Source organism: Cohnella sp. CFH 77786 (assembly GCF_019400745.1).
Lineage (GTDB): Bacteria > Bacillota > Bacilli > Paenibacillales > Paenibacillaceae > Cohnella.
Genome location: NZ_WJIB01000003.1, coordinates 74,397 through 91,730, shown reverse-complemented (window position 1 = coordinate 91,730; position 17,334 = coordinate 74,397). Strand labels below are relative to the sequence as shown.

Annotated in this window: 13 protein-coding genes; 4 read left to right on the top strand and 9 right to left on the bottom strand. The window is 59.3% G+C overall.

Features of this window, described 5'->3' with window-relative positions; genetic code table 11:
- The first annotated feature begins 182 nt into the window (after positions 1-182).
- From GE107_RS05630 to GE107_RS05620, 3 genes are all read left to right on the top strand, one after another.
- Positions 183-1,700: an S-layer homology domain-containing protein gene (locus tag GE107_RS05630; RefSeq protein WP_219638688.1), complete on the top strand. Its 1,518-nt coding sequence runs from the start codon at positions 183-185 to the stop codon at positions 1,698-1,700.
- A 121-nt stretch (positions 1,701-1,821) separates the two neighbouring features.
- On the top strand, positions 1,822-2,805 hold the full coding sequence (locus GE107_RS05625) for an RluA family pseudouridine synthase (RefSeq protein WP_219638968.1): 984 nt from the start codon (positions 1,822-1,824) through the stop codon (positions 2,803-2,805).
- Positions 2,806-3,410: 605 nt separating this feature from the next.
- Positions 3,411-4,277 (top strand): hypothetical protein, encoded by an 867-nt coding sequence (locus GE107_RS05620; RefSeq protein WP_219638685.1) that lies wholly within the window; start codon positions 3,411-3,413, stop codon positions 4,275-4,277.
- Positions 4,278-4,757: 480 nt separating this feature from the next.
- On the opposite strand, the gene GE107_RS05615 is transcribed toward GE107_RS05620, so the two are convergent.
- The 5 genes from GE107_RS05615 to GE107_RS05595 are packed head-to-tail and all read right to left on the bottom strand — an operon-like array spanning position 4,758 to position 10,387.
- Positions 4,758-4,988: a hypothetical protein gene (locus GE107_RS05615; protein WP_219638683.1), complete on the bottom strand. Its 231-nt coding sequence runs from the start codon at positions 4,986-4,988 to the stop codon at positions 4,758-4,760.
- The gene (hydA, locus tag GE107_RS05610; RefSeq protein WP_219638681.1) at positions 4,988-6,415 is read right to left on the bottom strand and encodes a dihydropyrimidinase; all 1,428 of its coding nucleotides are present in this window, start codon (positions 6,413-6,415) and stop codon (positions 4,988-4,990) included. The genes GE107_RS05615 and hydA overlap by 1 nt, the downstream gene beginning before the upstream one ends.
- 3 nt (positions 6,416-6,418) lie before the next feature.
- Positions 6,419-7,708 (bottom strand): NAD-dependent dihydropyrimidine dehydrogenase subunit PreA, encoded by a 1,290-nt coding sequence (preA, locus tag GE107_RS05605; RefSeq protein WP_219638679.1) that lies wholly within the window; start codon positions 7,706-7,708, stop codon positions 6,419-6,421.
- A 24-nt stretch (positions 7,709-7,732) separates the two neighbouring features.
- The gene (locus GE107_RS05600; RefSeq protein WP_219638677.1) at positions 7,733-9,118 is read right to left on the bottom strand and encodes an NAD(P)-dependent oxidoreductase; all 1,386 of its coding nucleotides are present in this window, start codon (positions 9,116-9,118) and stop codon (positions 7,733-7,735) included.
- A 3-nt stretch (positions 9,119-9,121) separates the two neighbouring features.
- Positions 9,122-10,387, bottom strand: coding sequence for a M20 family metallo-hydrolase (locus GE107_RS05595; RefSeq protein WP_219638675.1), 1,266 nt, complete (start codon positions 10,385-10,387; stop codon positions 9,122-9,124).
- Between the two features lie 271 nt (positions 10,388-10,658).
- Between GE107_RS05595 and GE107_RS05590 the strand changes: the two genes are divergently transcribed.
- The gene (locus GE107_RS05590; protein ID WP_219638673.1) at positions 10,659-12,356 is read left to right on the top strand and encodes a PucR family transcriptional regulator; all 1,698 of its coding nucleotides are present in this window, start codon (positions 10,659-10,661) and stop codon (positions 12,354-12,356) included.
- Positions 12,357-12,385: 29 nt separating this feature from the next.
- Here GE107_RS05590 and ald read toward each other — a convergent pair whose 3' ends face one another.
- From ald to GE107_RS05570, 4 genes are read right to left on the bottom strand one after another with little or no spacing between them, the layout of a single operon-like run.
- A complete protein-coding gene (gene ald, locus GE107_RS05585; protein WP_219638672.1) occupies positions 12,386-13,504 on the bottom strand; it encodes an alanine dehydrogenase in 1,119 nt (372 codons plus the stop codon).
- Positions 13,501-14,883, bottom strand: a complete 1,383-nt coding sequence (locus GE107_RS05580; protein ID WP_219638671.1) for an aspartate aminotransferase family protein — start codon at positions 14,881-14,883, stop codon at positions 13,501-13,503. The genes ald and GE107_RS05580 overlap by 4 nt, the downstream gene beginning before the upstream one ends.
- Positions 14,884-14,902: 19 nt before the next feature.
- The gene (locus GE107_RS05575; RefSeq protein WP_304516584.1) at positions 14,903-16,360 is read right to left on the bottom strand and encodes a CoA-acylating methylmalonate-semialdehyde dehydrogenase; all 1,458 of its coding nucleotides are present in this window, start codon (positions 16,358-16,360) and stop codon (positions 14,903-14,905) included.
- Positions 16,361-16,405: 45 nt separating this feature from the next.
- The gene (locus tag GE107_RS05570; protein ID WP_219638670.1) at positions 16,406-17,287 is read right to left on the bottom strand and encodes a nitrilase-related carbon-nitrogen hydrolase; all 882 of its coding nucleotides are present in this window, start codon (positions 17,285-17,287) and stop codon (positions 16,406-16,408) included.
- Positions 17,288-17,334: the final 47 nt, after the last annotated feature.

Genomic DNA, 17,334 nt, shown 5'->3' with positions numbered 1-17,334 from the left:
CGAAGCGAAACCGTTCAAGTGTGTATGTGTTTATACACACTATACATAAAACATTTTTAATCGTCAACGGACAAAGAAACTATGGACCTGTCAGGTTTAATAGAGGACAATATTGGTGATAGAGTAGATTTGATGGAAAGGCGTGAGCTCCGATTCGACCGTTTCTCGCAAAATCAGTCCTCATGGCATTGTTGCTGTCGCTAGCCGCTGCCCTGCCCGAAGTGCCCTCCGTCCATGCCGAATCTGCGGCCGAGACGGATACCGGCCTCCCGGTCCGAACCGCCCTGGAAGTCGCCGCCATGTGGCGTTCCCACATGAATCCGAAATCCGACTTCAGCCGACCGTTCGCCGTCGCCCCTTCCGTATCCGCTCCCTATGCTCCAGGCACCTTGAAAGCGGAATATTTGCAGGACGGGCTGAATGCCCTCAATTTCTACCGTTACATCAGCGGGCTCCCGAGCGACGTCGCCACGACCGGCGAATTAAACCGGAGCGCGGCGTACGGCGCCGTATTGCTCGCCTCCCAGGGCAAGTTCGGACATGAGCCCCCGCAGCCGTCCGACATGCCGGACGATTTCTACAAGCAGGGATACGCTTCCACTTCCAGCGCCAATATCTTCGCGTCTTTTGGATATGATAATCATATCTTGTTCTCTTCCATCGAGGCTTACATGGAAGACTCCGATACGAGCAATCTGGACCGTCTGGGGCACCGGCGCTGGATCCTGAACCCTCCTCTGAAGTATACCGGGATGGGCCTTGCCAAAGGCAAAGACGAGTTCAGTTACTCCGTGCTGCAAGTGTTCGACCGAAGCCGCACCGAGCCGGTTGGCTATCAGTACATCCCTTATCCTGCCCGCGGCGCTTTTCCCGTCGAAGTGTTCAAGCCCACGACCGCTTGGTCCGTAAGCGTGAATCCGGACGAGTATGCCGAGCCGTCCTATTCTTCGGTCAAAGTCGTGCTCAAAAGGACCCGCGACGGCCGCACCTGGCGCTTCGGGGCGGGACGGTATCCGGTGTCCGAATCCGGCATTTATTTCAACGTCGAAAACAACGGCTACGGCACGGGTCCCGCCATCATTTTCCGGCCGGACGGGGTCGGCGAATACAAACCCGGCGACGTTTATGAGGTAAGAATCGACGGATTGAAGGACCTGGAAGGGTCTGCGAAAAGCATCTTTTACACGGTCAGCTTCATGAGCGCGAAGAACCCGGCGGTGAAATTTTCGGACACCGCCCGTCACTGGGCGAGCCAAACGATCGACTGGGCAGCGGAACGCCAGATCGCTTCGGGTTATCCGGACGGCACCTTCCGGCCGGGCAACACGGTAACGGAAGCGGAATTCCTCAAAATGTTCACGGTGGCCATCGGCGCGCAAATCACGCCGACCCAACGTTGGTCCGACGCTTATTACGCCTATGCGTCCGAACACGGCTACGCCTTGCGAGGGTTGCGGGACACGTCGCTGCAGTCCAAGCCGATCAACCGCACGGCGGTGGCCGAGCTGTTCGCTTCCGCAGCCGGACAGCAGTTGGCCGGAGAAGACGCGATCCGCTTCATGCTGGACCATGGTTACTCCAAAGGAAAAACGTCGGCCACGGTGGCAGGTTACTTGGGAAAGGACACCTTGACGCGGGCGGAAGCCGTGCAATTCATCAAAAACGCGGTCGACGCGAATTACTCGACGCAGCTTAATTGAAACGAAGGAGAGGAAGTTTACCCCCTTGAAACGCCAAAACCAAAGCCAGAGCCGGAACCAAAGCCGGACCCATAGACAGAGCCAGGGTCACAGCGAGAGCCGGAACCAAAGCCGGAATCAGATCCAGAGCCGCAGCCAAGGACCCGACAAGCTTCAACACGATGCCCGAACTCCGGCTCGAAAGTCCCCCCCTGCACGGGCGGCACAGCCGGTCAGCCCCTCAGCCTCCCGTACCTTCACGGTTCGGGAACCGGCGGAGCTGCTGGCTTTCCTGTTCAGCCAGCATCCGGGCCAAGGTCGCAACTCCGTCAAGGCGATGCTGTCCCGCGGGCAGGTGTCGGTCGGCGGGATCACCGTCACCGCCTTCAACCATCCGCTTAAACCGGGAGATACGGTGGAAATCCGGAAAGGCAGGCCGCCGGAGGCGGTGCGATTTGTCGGGCTCTCGATCCTGCACGAGGACGCGGACGTCATCGTAATCCGCAAGGAGGCCGGGCTTCTGTCCGTGGCGACAGAGGAAGAGAAGGAGCTGACCGCGTACCGCCAGCTAACCGATTATGTACGCAAAGCAGATCCCCGTAAGCGGATCTTCGTACTGCATCGGCTCGACCGCGACACGTCCGGGGTCATGATGTTCGCCCGCAGCGAACGCGTACAGAAGGCGATGCAGGACAACTGGAAGGACGTCGTTACGGAACGGACGTATACGGCTTTGGTGGAGGGCCAGGTTCGGGAACCCGAGGGGAAGGTGGAATCGTGGCTCAAGGAGAATGCCGCGATGAAAATGTACTCCAGCCCGCGCGAAGGCGAAGGTCTGCACGCGGTGACGCACTACCGGCTGCTGCGGTCGAACCGTCAATACTCGCTGCTGGAAATCCGGCTGGAAACCGGCCGCAAAAACCAGATCCGCGTCCACATGCAGGATCTGGGCCACCCGATCGCCGGGGACAAGAAATATGGCGCGCGCACGAAGCCGATCGGCAGGCTCGGCCTTCACGCCAGCGTACTGGCGTTCGTGCATCCGACGACGGGCGAGACGCTGCGGTTCAAGGCGGACATTCCGAAATCGTTCCTTAGCGTGTTCAAGGAACCGGAATCGAGGTAAGGCGTTGGTGAATTGGCGGGCGTTCCGACGAGATTCTTCAGGACATCTTCTCTGGTCATGAAAAATCCTCCCTTGAATATGATTCTGGGAGGATTATCTCACGTCTATTGCTGGGGGCGAAGGTGTGCTGGGTTTGACGCTTACTCTGGATCGATCGTATCCGTATCGATCGTTCCGTCAAAAAAGACGAGAGCCATCGCTTTGTCCTCCGGAAATATGCGAGGACTTCCGAACCGCAATTCTGGCATGATTTGTGAATGGATTTATCAAATAGTAACCTCCCCGCGTTTAAGGCCCGTTGGCTAATTTTTTTGATCAAGTTCGTTCACACAATGCCGAATCCGTCTGCAGAAATCCGGATTCAGTAGTAACAATTTTGTGAATCTATAAAAAACGAGGCGTTGTGAAGATTCATTTGATAAAGGAAGTAGTTATAAAAGAATATGACCAGATTGTGGCAGATGTTTGAGAAAGAAAGAAAAGGAGAACTTCACCAGTGTCATAAAACTTCGATAGTCAGGTGGTGTTAGTTAAGGAAGCATAGATTTTAAATGTGACATTAAATCCAATAAGTCTTTACCAAGTTTTTAAGAGGAGAAACTTAAGTGAAAAAACAATTTTATCTTCTTCTATGTGGAATCATTACCGCGGTAGTGCTGGTAGGATGCAGTGCATCTGCAAAACAATCGAAAGATAACGCAAGTCAATCTTCGCCATCAAAAACGCCACCCAGTCAAGCTTCGACACCAAAGGACGACAATCACACGGATTCATTTTCAAACAGCAATCATCCAGACAATCAAGTTGTGTCAACAACACCCGAAACAAAGAAGCAATACACGATTAGCTTAGACGGAAAATCGTACTCCGTTTCATATTCTGATGTAGCTGAGAAACATTTTATATTTGCTACAATGACCGATCGAGGAGTCGTTTGGACGCCTGCGCCGCAATTGGCCGACAAGGATTCCGTACTGAACATTCATCCGATAACGCCCATTACGTTTTATTTAAGTCCAAAATCAGAGGAGCATTTGACCGTACAGAAATCAGTTAAACTTTTTTCACTACCCTTATCGGTTACTAAGAAACCTGTCACGGTAACATCGTACGCTTATGTGATGGGTATACATGCATCAGGATCATGGTTGGTTTATACGACTGCCTATAAACCAACAGAAGTACCACAAAATGCGTGGTACGAGTTGCATGTGTATAATCTTCAAACCAAAAAAGACCGCCGTGTAGCTACACTCCATGATGCGGGTGGTTACCATTACGGTTATAACATTTATAAAACGAAGATTTTTTATTGGCAGGAGAGCCCGGGACAGGATCCCAATCCTCTAATAGATAAGTATTACGTTTATGACATGTCAACGAATGAAACGAAAGAAGATCGGCATAATAGTAACGATCCCTCTGGTGTCATTCGCTATAATGGGAATAAAATTTCGTTGGATTTGATGTAATAATATTAAAAAGCCATCGTCACATCAAGGGGCGATGGCTTTTCGTCAAGGCAATTAACACTGAAGAGGATAACCACAGCATGAAGGATATTCAGTACAGGAAGAGTAAATCAAACTGCTTGAAATATTAGAGAAATAATCATTATACCAGTTCATCAAAATATTACCGGCTGTAGCAGGTGAGTCTCCACTGACATAGTAGTAGGATTGTGCCCATCCCATAGCTCCCATAGCTGCACATGCAGCATCAAAGCCAGGACCAAAATGGGTTCCAGCTCCCGGAATCGAACCATACCCGTTTGATGCGGGAAGGCATAACGAACTTCATAGGTCAACAGCGAAAAAGCGGTTAAACCGGCGAGAGCCGGTTTAACCGCTTTTTTCTATCTCTCCGCTCCCGTCTCTGTTTCGCTTCTCTCTTTATCATGCGGATGGGGGATTGCTCCTCATGTTCAGGCGGACAGGGATCTGACCTCTTGTTCAAACAGACGGGGAACCAGCCCTCAATGATTCGAAAATGAGCGCGGACACGTACTTCCTCGCGTCGGCAGTGAGCAAGCGGAGTTCCGCCGTTCGGGAAGACGGCGGCCGCCCCTGGAACCGGACGTCCATGCCTTCCAGGCCTTCCGTCACGCCAACGATCATGAATCCCGACGCCAGAAGGGCGTTCACCTCGCGGACCTCTTGCGCGTATTCCTCGTAAGCGGACATCAGAAGACGCCTCCGATCGTTTTTTCCTTATCCGGCAGCCGGTCGGGACGGTTGAAGCGCTGGCGGCGCAAATACTGCCCGCTTCCCGGAACGCCCACGAACGCATTGTCGCGGATGACGAACTCCCCGCGAACCAGGACCGATCTGGGCTGCCCCGTGACCTCCATGCCCTCGAAGGCATTGTAGTCGACCTTCATATGGTGGGTGGAGGCCGATATCGTCCGGACGACGTGCGGATCGAAAATGACGAGGTCCGCGTCGCTGCCGATGGCGATCGTTCCTTTGCGGGGGAACAGACCGAACAGCTTGGCGCTGGCCGTGGAGACGATATCGACGAATTTGTGGAGCGAGATCCTCCCTTGGCGCACGCCTTCCGAATAGAGGATGCTGAAGCGGTCCTCGATCGTGGGGCCGCCGTTCGGGATTTTCGAGAAATCGCCCTGTCCGAGCTCCTTCTGCCCCTTGAAATCGAACGAGCATTGATCGGACCCGACCGTCTGAAGCTGGCCGTTCCACAGGGCATCCCACAGGACCTGCTGGTGCCAAGCTTCCCGGAGCGGCGGCGACCAGACGTATTTGGCGCCTTCGAAGTCCGGCTTCTCCAAACAGGATTGATCGAGAACCAGATATTGCGGGCAAGTTTCCCCGTACACGCGCAGCCCCCTCTCGCGGGCTTCGGCGATTTTGCGGACCGCTTCGGCGCAGGTGACGTGGACGACGTACAGCTGGGAATCCGCAAGCCCGGTCAATTCCGCCGCGCGTCCCGTCGCCTCGCCTTCGAGTTCCGGAGGGCGGGTCAGCGCATGGTAGATCGGATCGGTCTGCCCGTTCCGCAGCGCCTGTTCGATCAGATAGGCGATAACGTCGCCGTTCTCCGCGTGTACCATGACGAGGGCGCCCTGTTCCTTCGCCAGCTGAAGCGTCCGGAACAGCGTGCCGTCATCCGCCTGGAACACGTTCTTATAGGCCATGAACACTTTGAGCGAAGTGATCCCTTCCTCCTCGATGATGCGGGGAAGCTCGAGCAGCACGTCGTCGTTCACTTCGGCCACCATGAGGTGGAATCCGTAATCGATCACCGCTTTCCCCTTCGATTTGGCGTGCCACACGTCAACCGCGTTCTTCAGCGGCACCCCCTTCGAGGTGAGGCAGAAATCGATGATCGTCGTCGTCCCTCCGTAAGCGGCCGCGATCGTGCCGGATTCGAAATCGTCCTTCGTCACCGTGCCGCCGAACGGCATGTCCAGATGGGTATGCGGATCGATGCCCCCGGGGAAAACGTAACAGCCGGAAGCGTCCACCACCTCCGCCCCCTGCGCGTCCAGGTCCGCTCCGATCATGACGATGATGCCGTCGTCGATCAGGATGTCGCCGTAAAACTGATCCGACGCGGTCACGATGGTGCCGTTTTTGATCAATTTTGTCATCGCTCAACCGACCTCCGCTTCGGAAGATTGCGCATCCAGCAAAGCGAGCGCGCGCTGCCGCTCGTTCCAGGTCATGGCCGGCAGCTTGGCCGGCACCTCCACCATGTCGATCGCGCCGTCCACCGGGCAGACGATGGAACAGAGGTTGCATCCGACGCAATCTTCTTCGCGCACCTTCAAATACGGCTTCCCATCGCTGTCCGTATGCCGCTCGATGCACTGGTGCGACGTATCCTCGCAAGCGATGTGGCACTTGTTGCAATTGATGCAGGTTTCGGTGTTGATGCGGGCCACGACCGCGTAGTTCAAATCCAGGTTGCCCCACTCGGAATAACGGGGGACGCTTTGGCCGACCAATTCCGTAACGGAAGAGAGACCCTTGTCGTCGAGGTAGTTGTTCAACCCGTCGATCATCTCCTCCACGATGCGGAAACCGTGGTGCATGGCCGCCGTGCAAATCTGGACGCCCGTCGCTCCCATCAGCATGAATTCGACCGCGTCCTGCCAGCTCGAAATCCCGCCGATGCCCGAGATCGGCACGCCGACCTGCGGGTGTCTTGCGCATTCCGCCACCATATTCAGCGCGATCGGCTTCACGGCCGGTCCGCAATAACCGCCGTGGGCCCCTTTGCCGCCGACATGCGGAATCGTGTTCCAGGTGTCGAGATCGACGCCCGCCAGGCTGTTGATCGTATTGATCAGGCTGATGGCGTCGGCCCCGCCCATCACCGCGTGCCTCGCCGTCACCGTAATGTCCGTGATATTGGGCGTGAGCTTAACGATGACCGGCGTCGCGGCGACTTCCTTGACCCAGAAAGTCTGCCTTTCCACCAGGTCGGGCTGCTGGCCGGAGGCCGCTCCCATCCCGCGTTCCGCCATACCGTGCGGGCAGCCGAAGTTCAGCTCCAGCCCGTCGACGCCGATCGCTTCCACCCGTTTGACGATCTCGTGCCATTTGTCCCGCTTCGGCTCCACCATCAGGGACGCGACGAGGGCGTGCTTCGGAAACCGCTTCTTCGTCTCGTAGATTTCCTTGAGATTCACTTCGAGCGGCCGGTCCGTGATCAGTTCGATGTTGTTGAATCCCGCCACGCGCTGTCCGCCGAAATGAACGGCCGCAAATCGCGATGACGTATTGATGATCGGCTCCCCGAGCGTTTTCCAAACCGCTCCGCCCCAGCCCGCCTCGAAAGCACGCTGAACTTGGTAGCCCGTATTCGTGGGAGGCGCGGACGCCAGCCAGAACGGATTGGGCGACTCGATCCCCGCCAAGTTGATGCGCAAATCCGCCATTTCCCCATCTCCCCGTACTTGGAATCAGACTGCTTCCGACTCTACCCGCGGCGCCAGCGCCCGACTGATCGCATGAGCCGCCCGTTTGCCTTGCTCGGCCGCCGATACGACCATCGCTTCTCCTCCGCCGGCTCCAAAGACGATGTCGCCTGCGGCGTAGATTTTCGGATGCGAGGTTCGCCGGGTCTCCTCGTCGATGAGAACGACTCCGCGGTTATGCTCGATGCCGAGCGAATCGATCAGCTTTTGATGCCGAGTCTGACCGATTGCCAGAATGACGGCGTCCGCCGGCATCCGAAACTCGGAACCTTCAATCGGCACGGGCAACCGCCTTCCGTCCTTTCCCGCTTCCCCGGACAACTCCATCTTGATGCATTCCAAATGCGTCACTTTGCCGGTTTCATCTCCGATGATACGCTTAGGGGCCGTGAGCCAACCGAATTCTACGCCCTCCTGCTTGGCGAACTCGTACTCGAATTCGTAAGCGGTCATCTCTTCCTTCGTTCGCCGGTACACCATTTTCACGTTATCCGCGCCGAGCCGGACCGAACAAGTGGCGGCGTCGACCGCCGTATTGCCGGCGCCGATGACGGCGACTCTAGCCCCCGCCAGGGCAGGCAGAGAACCTCCGCGGTCCTTCGTCGCCTCCACGAACCGAATCGCGTCGAAGACGCCGTCCAGCTCCTCGCCTTCGATGCCGAGGCCCGGGACGTATCCCATGCCGGCCGCGAGCACGACGGCGTCGTAATCGTCCAGAAGCTCCGAGACCGGGACGTCCTCCCCGACCTTCACGCCGGTGCGGATTTCCACGCCCAGCTTCTCCACTTGTTCCGCTTCCCAGAGCGAAACCCGCTGCGGAAGCCGGAACGAAACGATCCCGTACGTGTCGAGACCGCCTGCGCGCTCCCGCGCCTCGTAAATCACGACCGAAAATCCGTCGCGCGCCAGCTCGCGGGCCGCAGACAAACCGGCGGGGCCGCCGCCGATGACCGCCACCTTCTTCCCGTTCGAAGGACCTGCGCGAAACAGCGCTTTGCCGCTTTCCATCGCCCAATCCGTGGCGTAGCGCTGCAGAAGCCCGATCCGGATCGGCTCGGACGCGTCGTTCAGCACGCATGCCCCTTCGCAAAGCTCCTCCGTCGGGCAAACGCGCGCGCAGCTTGCCCCGACGGGGTTCGAATCCAGAATCGTCGTTGCCGCGCCCTTCAGGTTGCCGGTCGCGATCCGCTTAATGAACGATGGAATGTTGATTCCGGTGGGGCAAGCCTTGATGCAGGGAGCATCGTAACAATACAGGCAGCGGTTCGCCTCTTCGGCCGCCGCTTTGCGCGTCAGCCCAGGCACCGCCTCCGAGAAGTTTCGCGCGAAGGCATCGGGCGATATCGTCGTCACCGTTTTGTGTCCGCACATTCGTCATCCCTCCGTTTTCCCCGATAATCCGCACAGCCGAAGCGCCGTCCGGTACAAAAGCTCGGTTCCCTCCGCGATATCCTCCGGACTGGCGTACTCCTTCGGATTATGGCTGATCCCTTCCCGGCACCGGACGAAGATCATTCCGTAATCGCAGTAGGAAGACATGGCCAGCGAGTCGTGAAAGGGACCGCTCATCAGTTCCGGCACCTCGCCTGGTCCCATCTCCCGAGCCGATTTGCGGATGGCGTCCATGATCGGGGCCGCGCAATATCGGGGCTCGCTGTTCGTATCCTCGCGGATTTCGTACCGCAGGCCGTGCTCCCGGGAGACCGTTTCGAGCAGCGCACGCAATCGCTTCTCCAGCCGGTTCCTCCGCTCCAAATCGATATCCCGCAAATCGACGGTGAATTGGACGTGCTCCGGAATGATGTTCCGCGAGTCGGGAAACACCCGCAGGGAACCGACCGTTCCGACCGTAGGCGCTCCCGCCTCCCCGATTGCCAGCTCCTGCAGGCCGACTACCACCTTCGAAGCGCCGACGAGCGCATCCCGCCGCATCGTCATCGGCACCGATCCGGCATGTCCGGCGAACCCGTACAGATCGACGGTCCACCAGAGCGGTCCGGATATGCCGGTCACGAGGCCGACCGGCGCGCCGAGCGATTCGAGCACCGGTCCCTGCTCGATGTGAAGCTCGAGGAAGGCGCTCACCCGGCCGGGCGGAAGGGTGTCTTCCGCGAACCGCTCCGGATCGCCGCCGAATTCGATCAGCGCCTGCCGCCGGGTAACGCCGTTCTTGTCGGTCCGTTCGAGCTCGCCGTCTTCCAGCTTGCCAAGCATGCCCCGCACCCCGAACAATCCCTTGTTGAACCGGCAGCCTTCCTCGTCGCAGAAGGAGACGACCTCGACGGGAACGTCCGGCACCCATCCTTTCTCGGCGATCGTCTGCACCGTCTCCAGCGCTCCTATGACGCCGACGATGCCGTCGAATCGGCCCGCATAGGGCTGCGTATCGATGTGGGAGCCGAGCATGAGCGCCGGAGCATCCGGATCGCGTCCCTTCAGACGTCCGATCAGGTTGCCGAATGCGTCCACGCGGGCCGTCATGCCGGCCTCTTCCATCCAGGCCCGCACCAAGTCGACAGCCTCGCGGTCCTCCGGAGAAAGCGCGAGCCTGCAGACACCGGTCTCGCTGATTTTTCCGATCCGGGAGAGTTGTTCGATTCTCCGGTTCACCCGATTTGCGTTAATCGTGTAGGAGCTCAAGAGACCACCACCCAAGTCATATATAAGTCAGATAATATTACATTCATGAGGATGGATAAATAAAAAAAATTGAAGGAAATTCATCTTCTCCAATAGATTATCGTCTTAACCTCATTCCTTTCGTACTTCTCATTACATTTGTGTTATATTATTTAACATAATAATCCGTGAACGTAAGCGTCGCATTAGACAGAATGTCACATTTCCAATCGGGCGCTTTTACTCTGCGCCGGCACTAGCGCCGGCCAGGCTTTCGAAACGGGGGATTCGAATGGAAACCGAACGCACGTTAACCGTCCTGGAGGCGCTGAAGCGCCCGCTTTTCCGCGAGGCGCAAGTAGCGGCGGGCGAACAAGGACTGAACCGGGAAATCCGCTGGGTGCACATCCTGGAGACGCCAAGCCCGGAAACGCTGATTCACGGCGACGAAATGATCCTGACGACCGGTGTCGGATTCCATCCGGACGCCGGTTCTTCCGTCAAGTTCCTGGAAAATTTGATCCGGCAGAAGGCCGCGTGCCTATGCATCGAAATCGGCGCCTATTTCCCCTCCGTCCCTCCGCTCTGGATCGAGTTGGCCGAGCGGCACACCTTCCCGCTGATCTTGTTTCCGAATACCGTCCGGTTCGTCGATATCACGCAGGATTTGCACTCTCTCATTTTGGACCGCCACCACGCGATGCTGAAGGAATTGGAGAGATTGTCGCGCGAATTCCAGCGGCTCACGTTGGGCTCGCACGGCTTGGCCGGCGTCCTCAAGCTCCTCCATAAGCATACGCAGTCGCAGTTCGTGTACCTGCCCTCGGACGGCAAACCGCTCTTTTACCCCGCCGCCCCGCAAGAAGAACAAGCCGCATGGCTTCGGCTCACGCTGCAGGTCCCGGAAGAGCCGGAAGCGCGCGGGACGGAATCGTTTACCGCCGCGGAGACGGACGGCTGGCACCTGATCCGGAAGCCGATCGTCGCGCTGGATCGGACATGGGCCTATCTGCTCATGATCAGCCGCCGCAAACCGAACGAGTACGATCACCTGCTGCTGGATTCGGCCTATCTGGCGATCGCGCAAGAACTGCTGCGTTCCCGCCATCTCGAAGAGCGCAGGCTGTTTTCGGAAAACCTGTGGGTGGACGAACTCCTAAGCAATCCCCAGCGAGATGACACGCAGCTCAAAGCGCTGATCGGACCGGATTTCAAAAAGCTGAACGAATGGAACTACAGGGTCTGCCTGATCGAGATCGAAAATGGGTATGACGGGAATTCCCGCTTGCCCGCTTACGACTGGGAATCCTTGCGCCTTCATCTGACCATGATTCTGCGCGCCGCCTTCGAGAAACACGGCTTCCGCCCCTACATCACGCTGAAAAACAACCGGCTGGCCATCATCGCTCTGGACATCCAGGCCAAGCCGAACGCCAAATCCCGATTGCGGCAATCGCTCGAGGCGTTTTTGGCGATGCGCAGCGACGAGAAGCTGAAGGATTTGCGGCTGATCATCGGCGCGGGAAAACCGTACAGCGGACTGAAAAACGCCTATACCGGCTATCAGGAAGCGGTCCAGGCATTGTCCCTGCATGCCTCCCTGCGCAAACCGATTCTCTTTTACGAGGAATTGGGCGTTCTTCAGCTTCTCTTGCTCCTCAACGACGGACGGACGCTCCAGGCGTTCATCCGCGATTATTTGGGCCCGCTGATCGACCACGACGAAACCAAGGGCAGCAAGCTGCTTCCTACGCTCAAGGCGTTTCTGGACAACGACGGCTCCAAGCAAATCGCCGCCCAGAAGCTGTACATCGTTCGGCAATCGCTCTACTACCGTCTCGAGAAAATCGCGGAGCTGCTCGGCCGGGATTTCATGGCGCCGGACAACCGCATGGCCATCCAAGTCGCCCTGCTGGCCTACCAAATGCTTGAACCCGGCAAATCAGGCGATCGGAGCGAAACCCCGGACAAACTCGAGCGCCAAGGGTGAACGTTCTCCCGGCCGGCGCGGGCGCCGCGCTAAACGCGAAGCGCCGCCCGAACGTCCGAATGCGGCCGCGCCTGAGCGGCGGCAACCGCCGGATGCGTCACCTTGCCGCCCGCCACGTTGATCCCCCTGGCGATTGCCGGGATCATGGCCGCCGCCTCGCGGTAACCCCGGTTCGCGATCTGCAGGCCGAAGGGCGTCGTCATATGCGTCAGGGCCAGCGTCGAGGTTCGGGCCACCGCCCCGGGCATGTTCGCTACGGCGTAATGGATGACGCCATGTTTCTCATAAGTCGGGCGATCGTGCGTCGTGACCCGGTCGATCGTCTCGACCGAACCGCCCTGGTCCACCGCCACGTCGACGATGACCGAGCCTTGCTGCATGCCGCGCACCATGTCTTCGCTCACGAGCTTGGGCGCGCGGGCTCCCGGGATGAGAACCGCGCCGATGAGCAGATCCGCCTGCCTGACCGCTTCGGCGATCGTATGGGGGTTCGAGACGACGGTGCGGATCCGCCCCGCGAACTGATCATCCAACGCGCGAAGCCGTTCGGCGTTCACGTCGAGCAGCGTGACGTCCGCCCCCATCCCGACGGCCATCTTGGCGGCGTTCGATCCGACGATGCCCCCTCCGACGATGACGACCCGGGCGGGCGGAACCCCGGGAACGCCGCCGAGCAGAATCCCCCTTCCGCCCCAGGCATTCTCTAGAAACCGAGCCCCGAGCTGGACCGACATGCGTCCCGCCACTTCGCTCATCGGCGTGAGCAGCGGAAGGCTCCCGTTGTCCTGCTGAACGGTTTCGTAAGCGATCGCCACAACGCCCCGTTCCATCAGAGCCAAGGTCAATTCCGGATCCGGCGCGAGGTGAAGATACGTGTAGAGAATAAGATCCTCCCGAAAATAGGCGAACTCCTCCCGCAGCGGCTCCTTGACCTTGATCACCATGTCCGCCGCCCACGCCTCCGCAGCCGATTCCACCACGACCGCGCCGGCATCCCGGTATTCCCGGTCCGCGAAACCGCTGCCGGCTCCCGCGCCCTCCTGCACCAGGACGGCGTGTCCCGCTTGGACGTATTCCTTCGCCGCCATCGGCGTGACGCCGACCCGGCTTTCGAAACTTTTGATTTCCTTAGGCACGCCGATTCTCATGAAGACACCCCCGTGCCGGCAGCTGCGGACGCCTTCATGACGGATTTGAACGTCCGTACGATGAAATCCAAATCTTCGTCCGTAGCAGACAGCGGCGGCGAGAGCACAAGCACGTTGTTGAAGCCCGCGACCGTGTCCCCGTTCTTGCCGATGATGAGGCCTTGCGCCTTGCATTCCCCGATAATCCGGTTGACCTCGGCGAGCGGAGCCGGCTCCTTCGTCGCTTGGTCCGCCACCAGCTCGATCCCCATCAGGAAGCCGAAGCTGCGGATGTCGCCGACCATCGGGTGACCGGCGAGCTCCGCCATCTCTTCCGCCAGCCGCTCTCCGAGCGTCCTTCCGCGTTCCACGAGCCGTTCCCTCTCGAAAATCTCGAGGTTTTTCACCGCGAGCGCACACGCCGCGGGATTGCCCCCGAACGTGTTCACATGGCGGAAATGGCTGTACGCCTCCCGGTCGTGGAACTTCTCGTAGATATCCCTGCGAACCGCCGTCGCGGAAAGCGGAAGATAACCGCTGGTCAGCCCTTTGGCCATCGTGACGATGTCGGGCTTGAGCCCGAAATTCTGGTGTCCGAACTTACGCCCCGAGCGCCCGAAGCCGCAGATGACCTCGTCGATGATGAGCAGCACGCCGTGCCTGCGGCAAATTTCCTGAACCCGGTCCAGATACGCCTGATGCGGCACGATCACGCCGCCGCCGGTAATGACCGGCTCCATGATGACGGCGGCGACCGTCTCCGCCCCTTCCCACAAGATCGTGTCCTCGATGGCCTGCGCGCACCGGAGGTTAAACTCTTCCACCGTCTGCCCGGCGGGTCTCCGGTAGCTGTCGGGCGGTTGAACGTGCAGGAATCCGGCGGCTAACGGCTCGTATTTGTATTTCCGCTGCGCCTGACCCGTCGCGGCGAGCGCCCCCATCGAATTGCCGTGATAGGCGCGGTAGCGCGAGACGAACTTGAAACGTCCGAACTCGCCGTTCTGCTGATGGAATTGGCGCGCGATCTTGAAAGCCGTCTCGTTCGCTTCCGACCCGCTGTTGGAGAAGAAGATGACGTACTCGCCCTCCAGCCATTCGTTCAGCTTCTCCGCCAATTTGATCGCCGGGAGATGACTTTGGGTAAGGGGGTAATAGGCCAGCGCCTTCAATTGCTCATAGGCCGCTTTCGCCAGCTCCTCCCGTCCGTACCCGGCGTTCACGCAATACAATCCGGACATCGCGTCCAGATACCGGTTGCCCTTCGAATCGGTAATCCAGGAGCCTTGCGCTCCGGTCACGATCAGCGGTTCTTTCCCCGGTCCGTAGGACGCCATGTGGTGCCACAAATACCGCCTGTCTTTCTCGAGCAATCCGCTCGTCACCTTTTCCAAATCCAGCATGCGCTCCACTCCTTTCCGATCAATAGCGGGCGGTCACCATTTTCTTGCGGGTATAGAACTCGACGCCGTCCCGGCCGTTGGCGTGGAGGTCGCCGTAGAACGACTTCTTGTAGCCCGAAAACGGAAAGAAGGCCATCGGCGCCGGAACGCCCAGATTCACGCCCAGCATGCCCGCGTCGATCTCCTCGCGGAACTGCCGGACCGCCTTCGCGCTGTCGGTGTAGATGCAGGCGCCGTTCGCGAACTCCGAGCGGTTGGCGATCGCGATCGCTTCCGCAAGATCCGCTGCCCGGACGACGGAGAGCACCGGCGCGAATATCTCGTCCCGCCAGATCTCCATCCCCGGCTCCACCCGGTCGAAAATCGTCGGGCCGAGGAAACGCGCTTCCGCGGCGATCGGATCCCTCCGGCCGTCCCGAACGAGCGCAGCTCCTTCCGCAACTCCGCTCTCGATATACCGGACCGCCCTCATCTTGCTTGCCGGACGGATAACCGGTCCTAGAAACACGCCAGGTTCCGCGCCGTTGCCGATCTTGATTCGCTCCGCCGCCACGGCGAGCCTTTCCACCAGCTCGTCGGCAATGTCCCCGACGGCAACGACGACGGCGCAGGCCATGCAGCGCTCGCCCGCCGAGCCGAAAGCGGCGCCGACGATGTTCTTGACCGCATAGTCCAGATCCGCATCGGGCATGACGATCGAGTGGTTCTTCGCGCCCGCCAGCGCTTGAACCCGCTTGCCGTTTGCCGTCCCCGTCCTGTACACGTACTCCGCGACCGGCTGCGAGCCCACGAACGATACCGCTTTGACGTCTTCGTGGCCCAAGATGCCGTTTACCACCTCTCGCGCGCCGTGAACGACGTTGAATACGCCGGGCGGCAGCCCCGCTTCCGCGAACAGCTCCGCGAGCCGGTTCGCCAGCAGCGGCGTCCGTTCCGAAGGCTTGAGCACGAACGTGTTGCCGCAAACGATCGCCAGCGGGAACATCCAGCAGGGGACCATCATCGGAAAATTGAACGGGGCGATGCCGCCCACGACACCGAGCGGATAGCGGTACATGCCCGATTCGATGTCGGTCGCGATGTCGGGCAGCTGCGTTCCCATCATCAGCGTCGGCGCCCCCGCGGCGAATTCGACGCATTCGATGCCGCGCTGCACTTCCCCGAGCGCTTCCTCGGTGTTCTTGCCGTTCTCCCGCGTAATGATCGCCGCAAGCTCATCGCGGCGCTCCATCAGCAGCTGCTGATAACGGAACAGGATCCGGGCGCGCCGGGGAACGGGAACCTTCCTCCACTCCCGGAACGCAGCGTTTGCGGCTTCCACCGCCCGGTCCACGTCCTCCCGCCCCGACAGCGGCACGTAAGCCGCGACTTCGCCCGTGGCCGGGTTGAGCACCTCCTCGTACGCGGACGCGGCCGATTCGACCCATTTCCCGCCGATATAGTTGCGCAGCTTCTGCGCGGTTGCCGGCATCGCCATCACGCAAGCCCCCTCTGTCTTCTACTTATGCTTCGATTGGTCAAGTCAAAGCTTGCTTAACTCCAGATACGTCTCCGGACGCCGGTCGCGGTAGAACTGCCAGCTTTCCCGCACTTCGCGGATCAGCTTTTTGTTCATTTCCCCGATGACGACCTCGTCTTGGTCGCGGCTTCCGACGGCGACGATGCTGCCCCGCGGGTCGGCCAAATACGATTGCCCGTAAAACTCGCCCATGTTCCAAGGAGACTCGAATCCGACGCGGTTGATGGCGCCCACGTAATAGCCGTTGGCCACGGCGTGAGCCGGTTGCTCCAGCTTCCACAGGTACTCCGAAGTGCCGGACACCGTCGCCGACGGGTTGAAGACGATTTCCGCCCCGTTCAGCCCGAGCAATCGGGCCCCCTCCGGAAAATGCCGGTCGTAGCAGATGTACACGCCGACCTTGGCGAACGCGGTGTCGAACACCGGGTAACCGAGGTTGCCCGGCTTGAAATAATACTTCTCCCAGAACCCGCAGCCGCCTCCGCCCGCTTGCACGTGCGGGATGTGGTGCTTGCGGTATTTGCCGAGATACGTTCCGTCCGCATCGATCACCGCAGCCGTATTATAGTAGGTCGCAATGCCTTCCCGTTCGTAAATGGGCAGGACGATGACGATCCCGAGCTCCTTGGCCGCCTCCCGGAACAGCTTCGTCGTCGGGCCGTTCGGGATTTCCTCCGCGGCATCGTACCACTTCGGCGTCTGCTCCGCGCAGAAGTACGGGCCGTAGAAAATTTCCTGCAGCGATACGATTTGGGCGCCGCGCCGCTTCGCTTCGCGGACGAGCGCGAGGTGCTTGTCGATCGCCGCTTTTTTGTGGATCTCCACCGGCTCGCCGCCGTCGACGTCGTGATGGGTTTGAATGAGTCCGATCGTAACCTGATCCATGGTAGAGACAACCCCCTTCTCGGGCGCAACGGACGGCCCCGATCAAG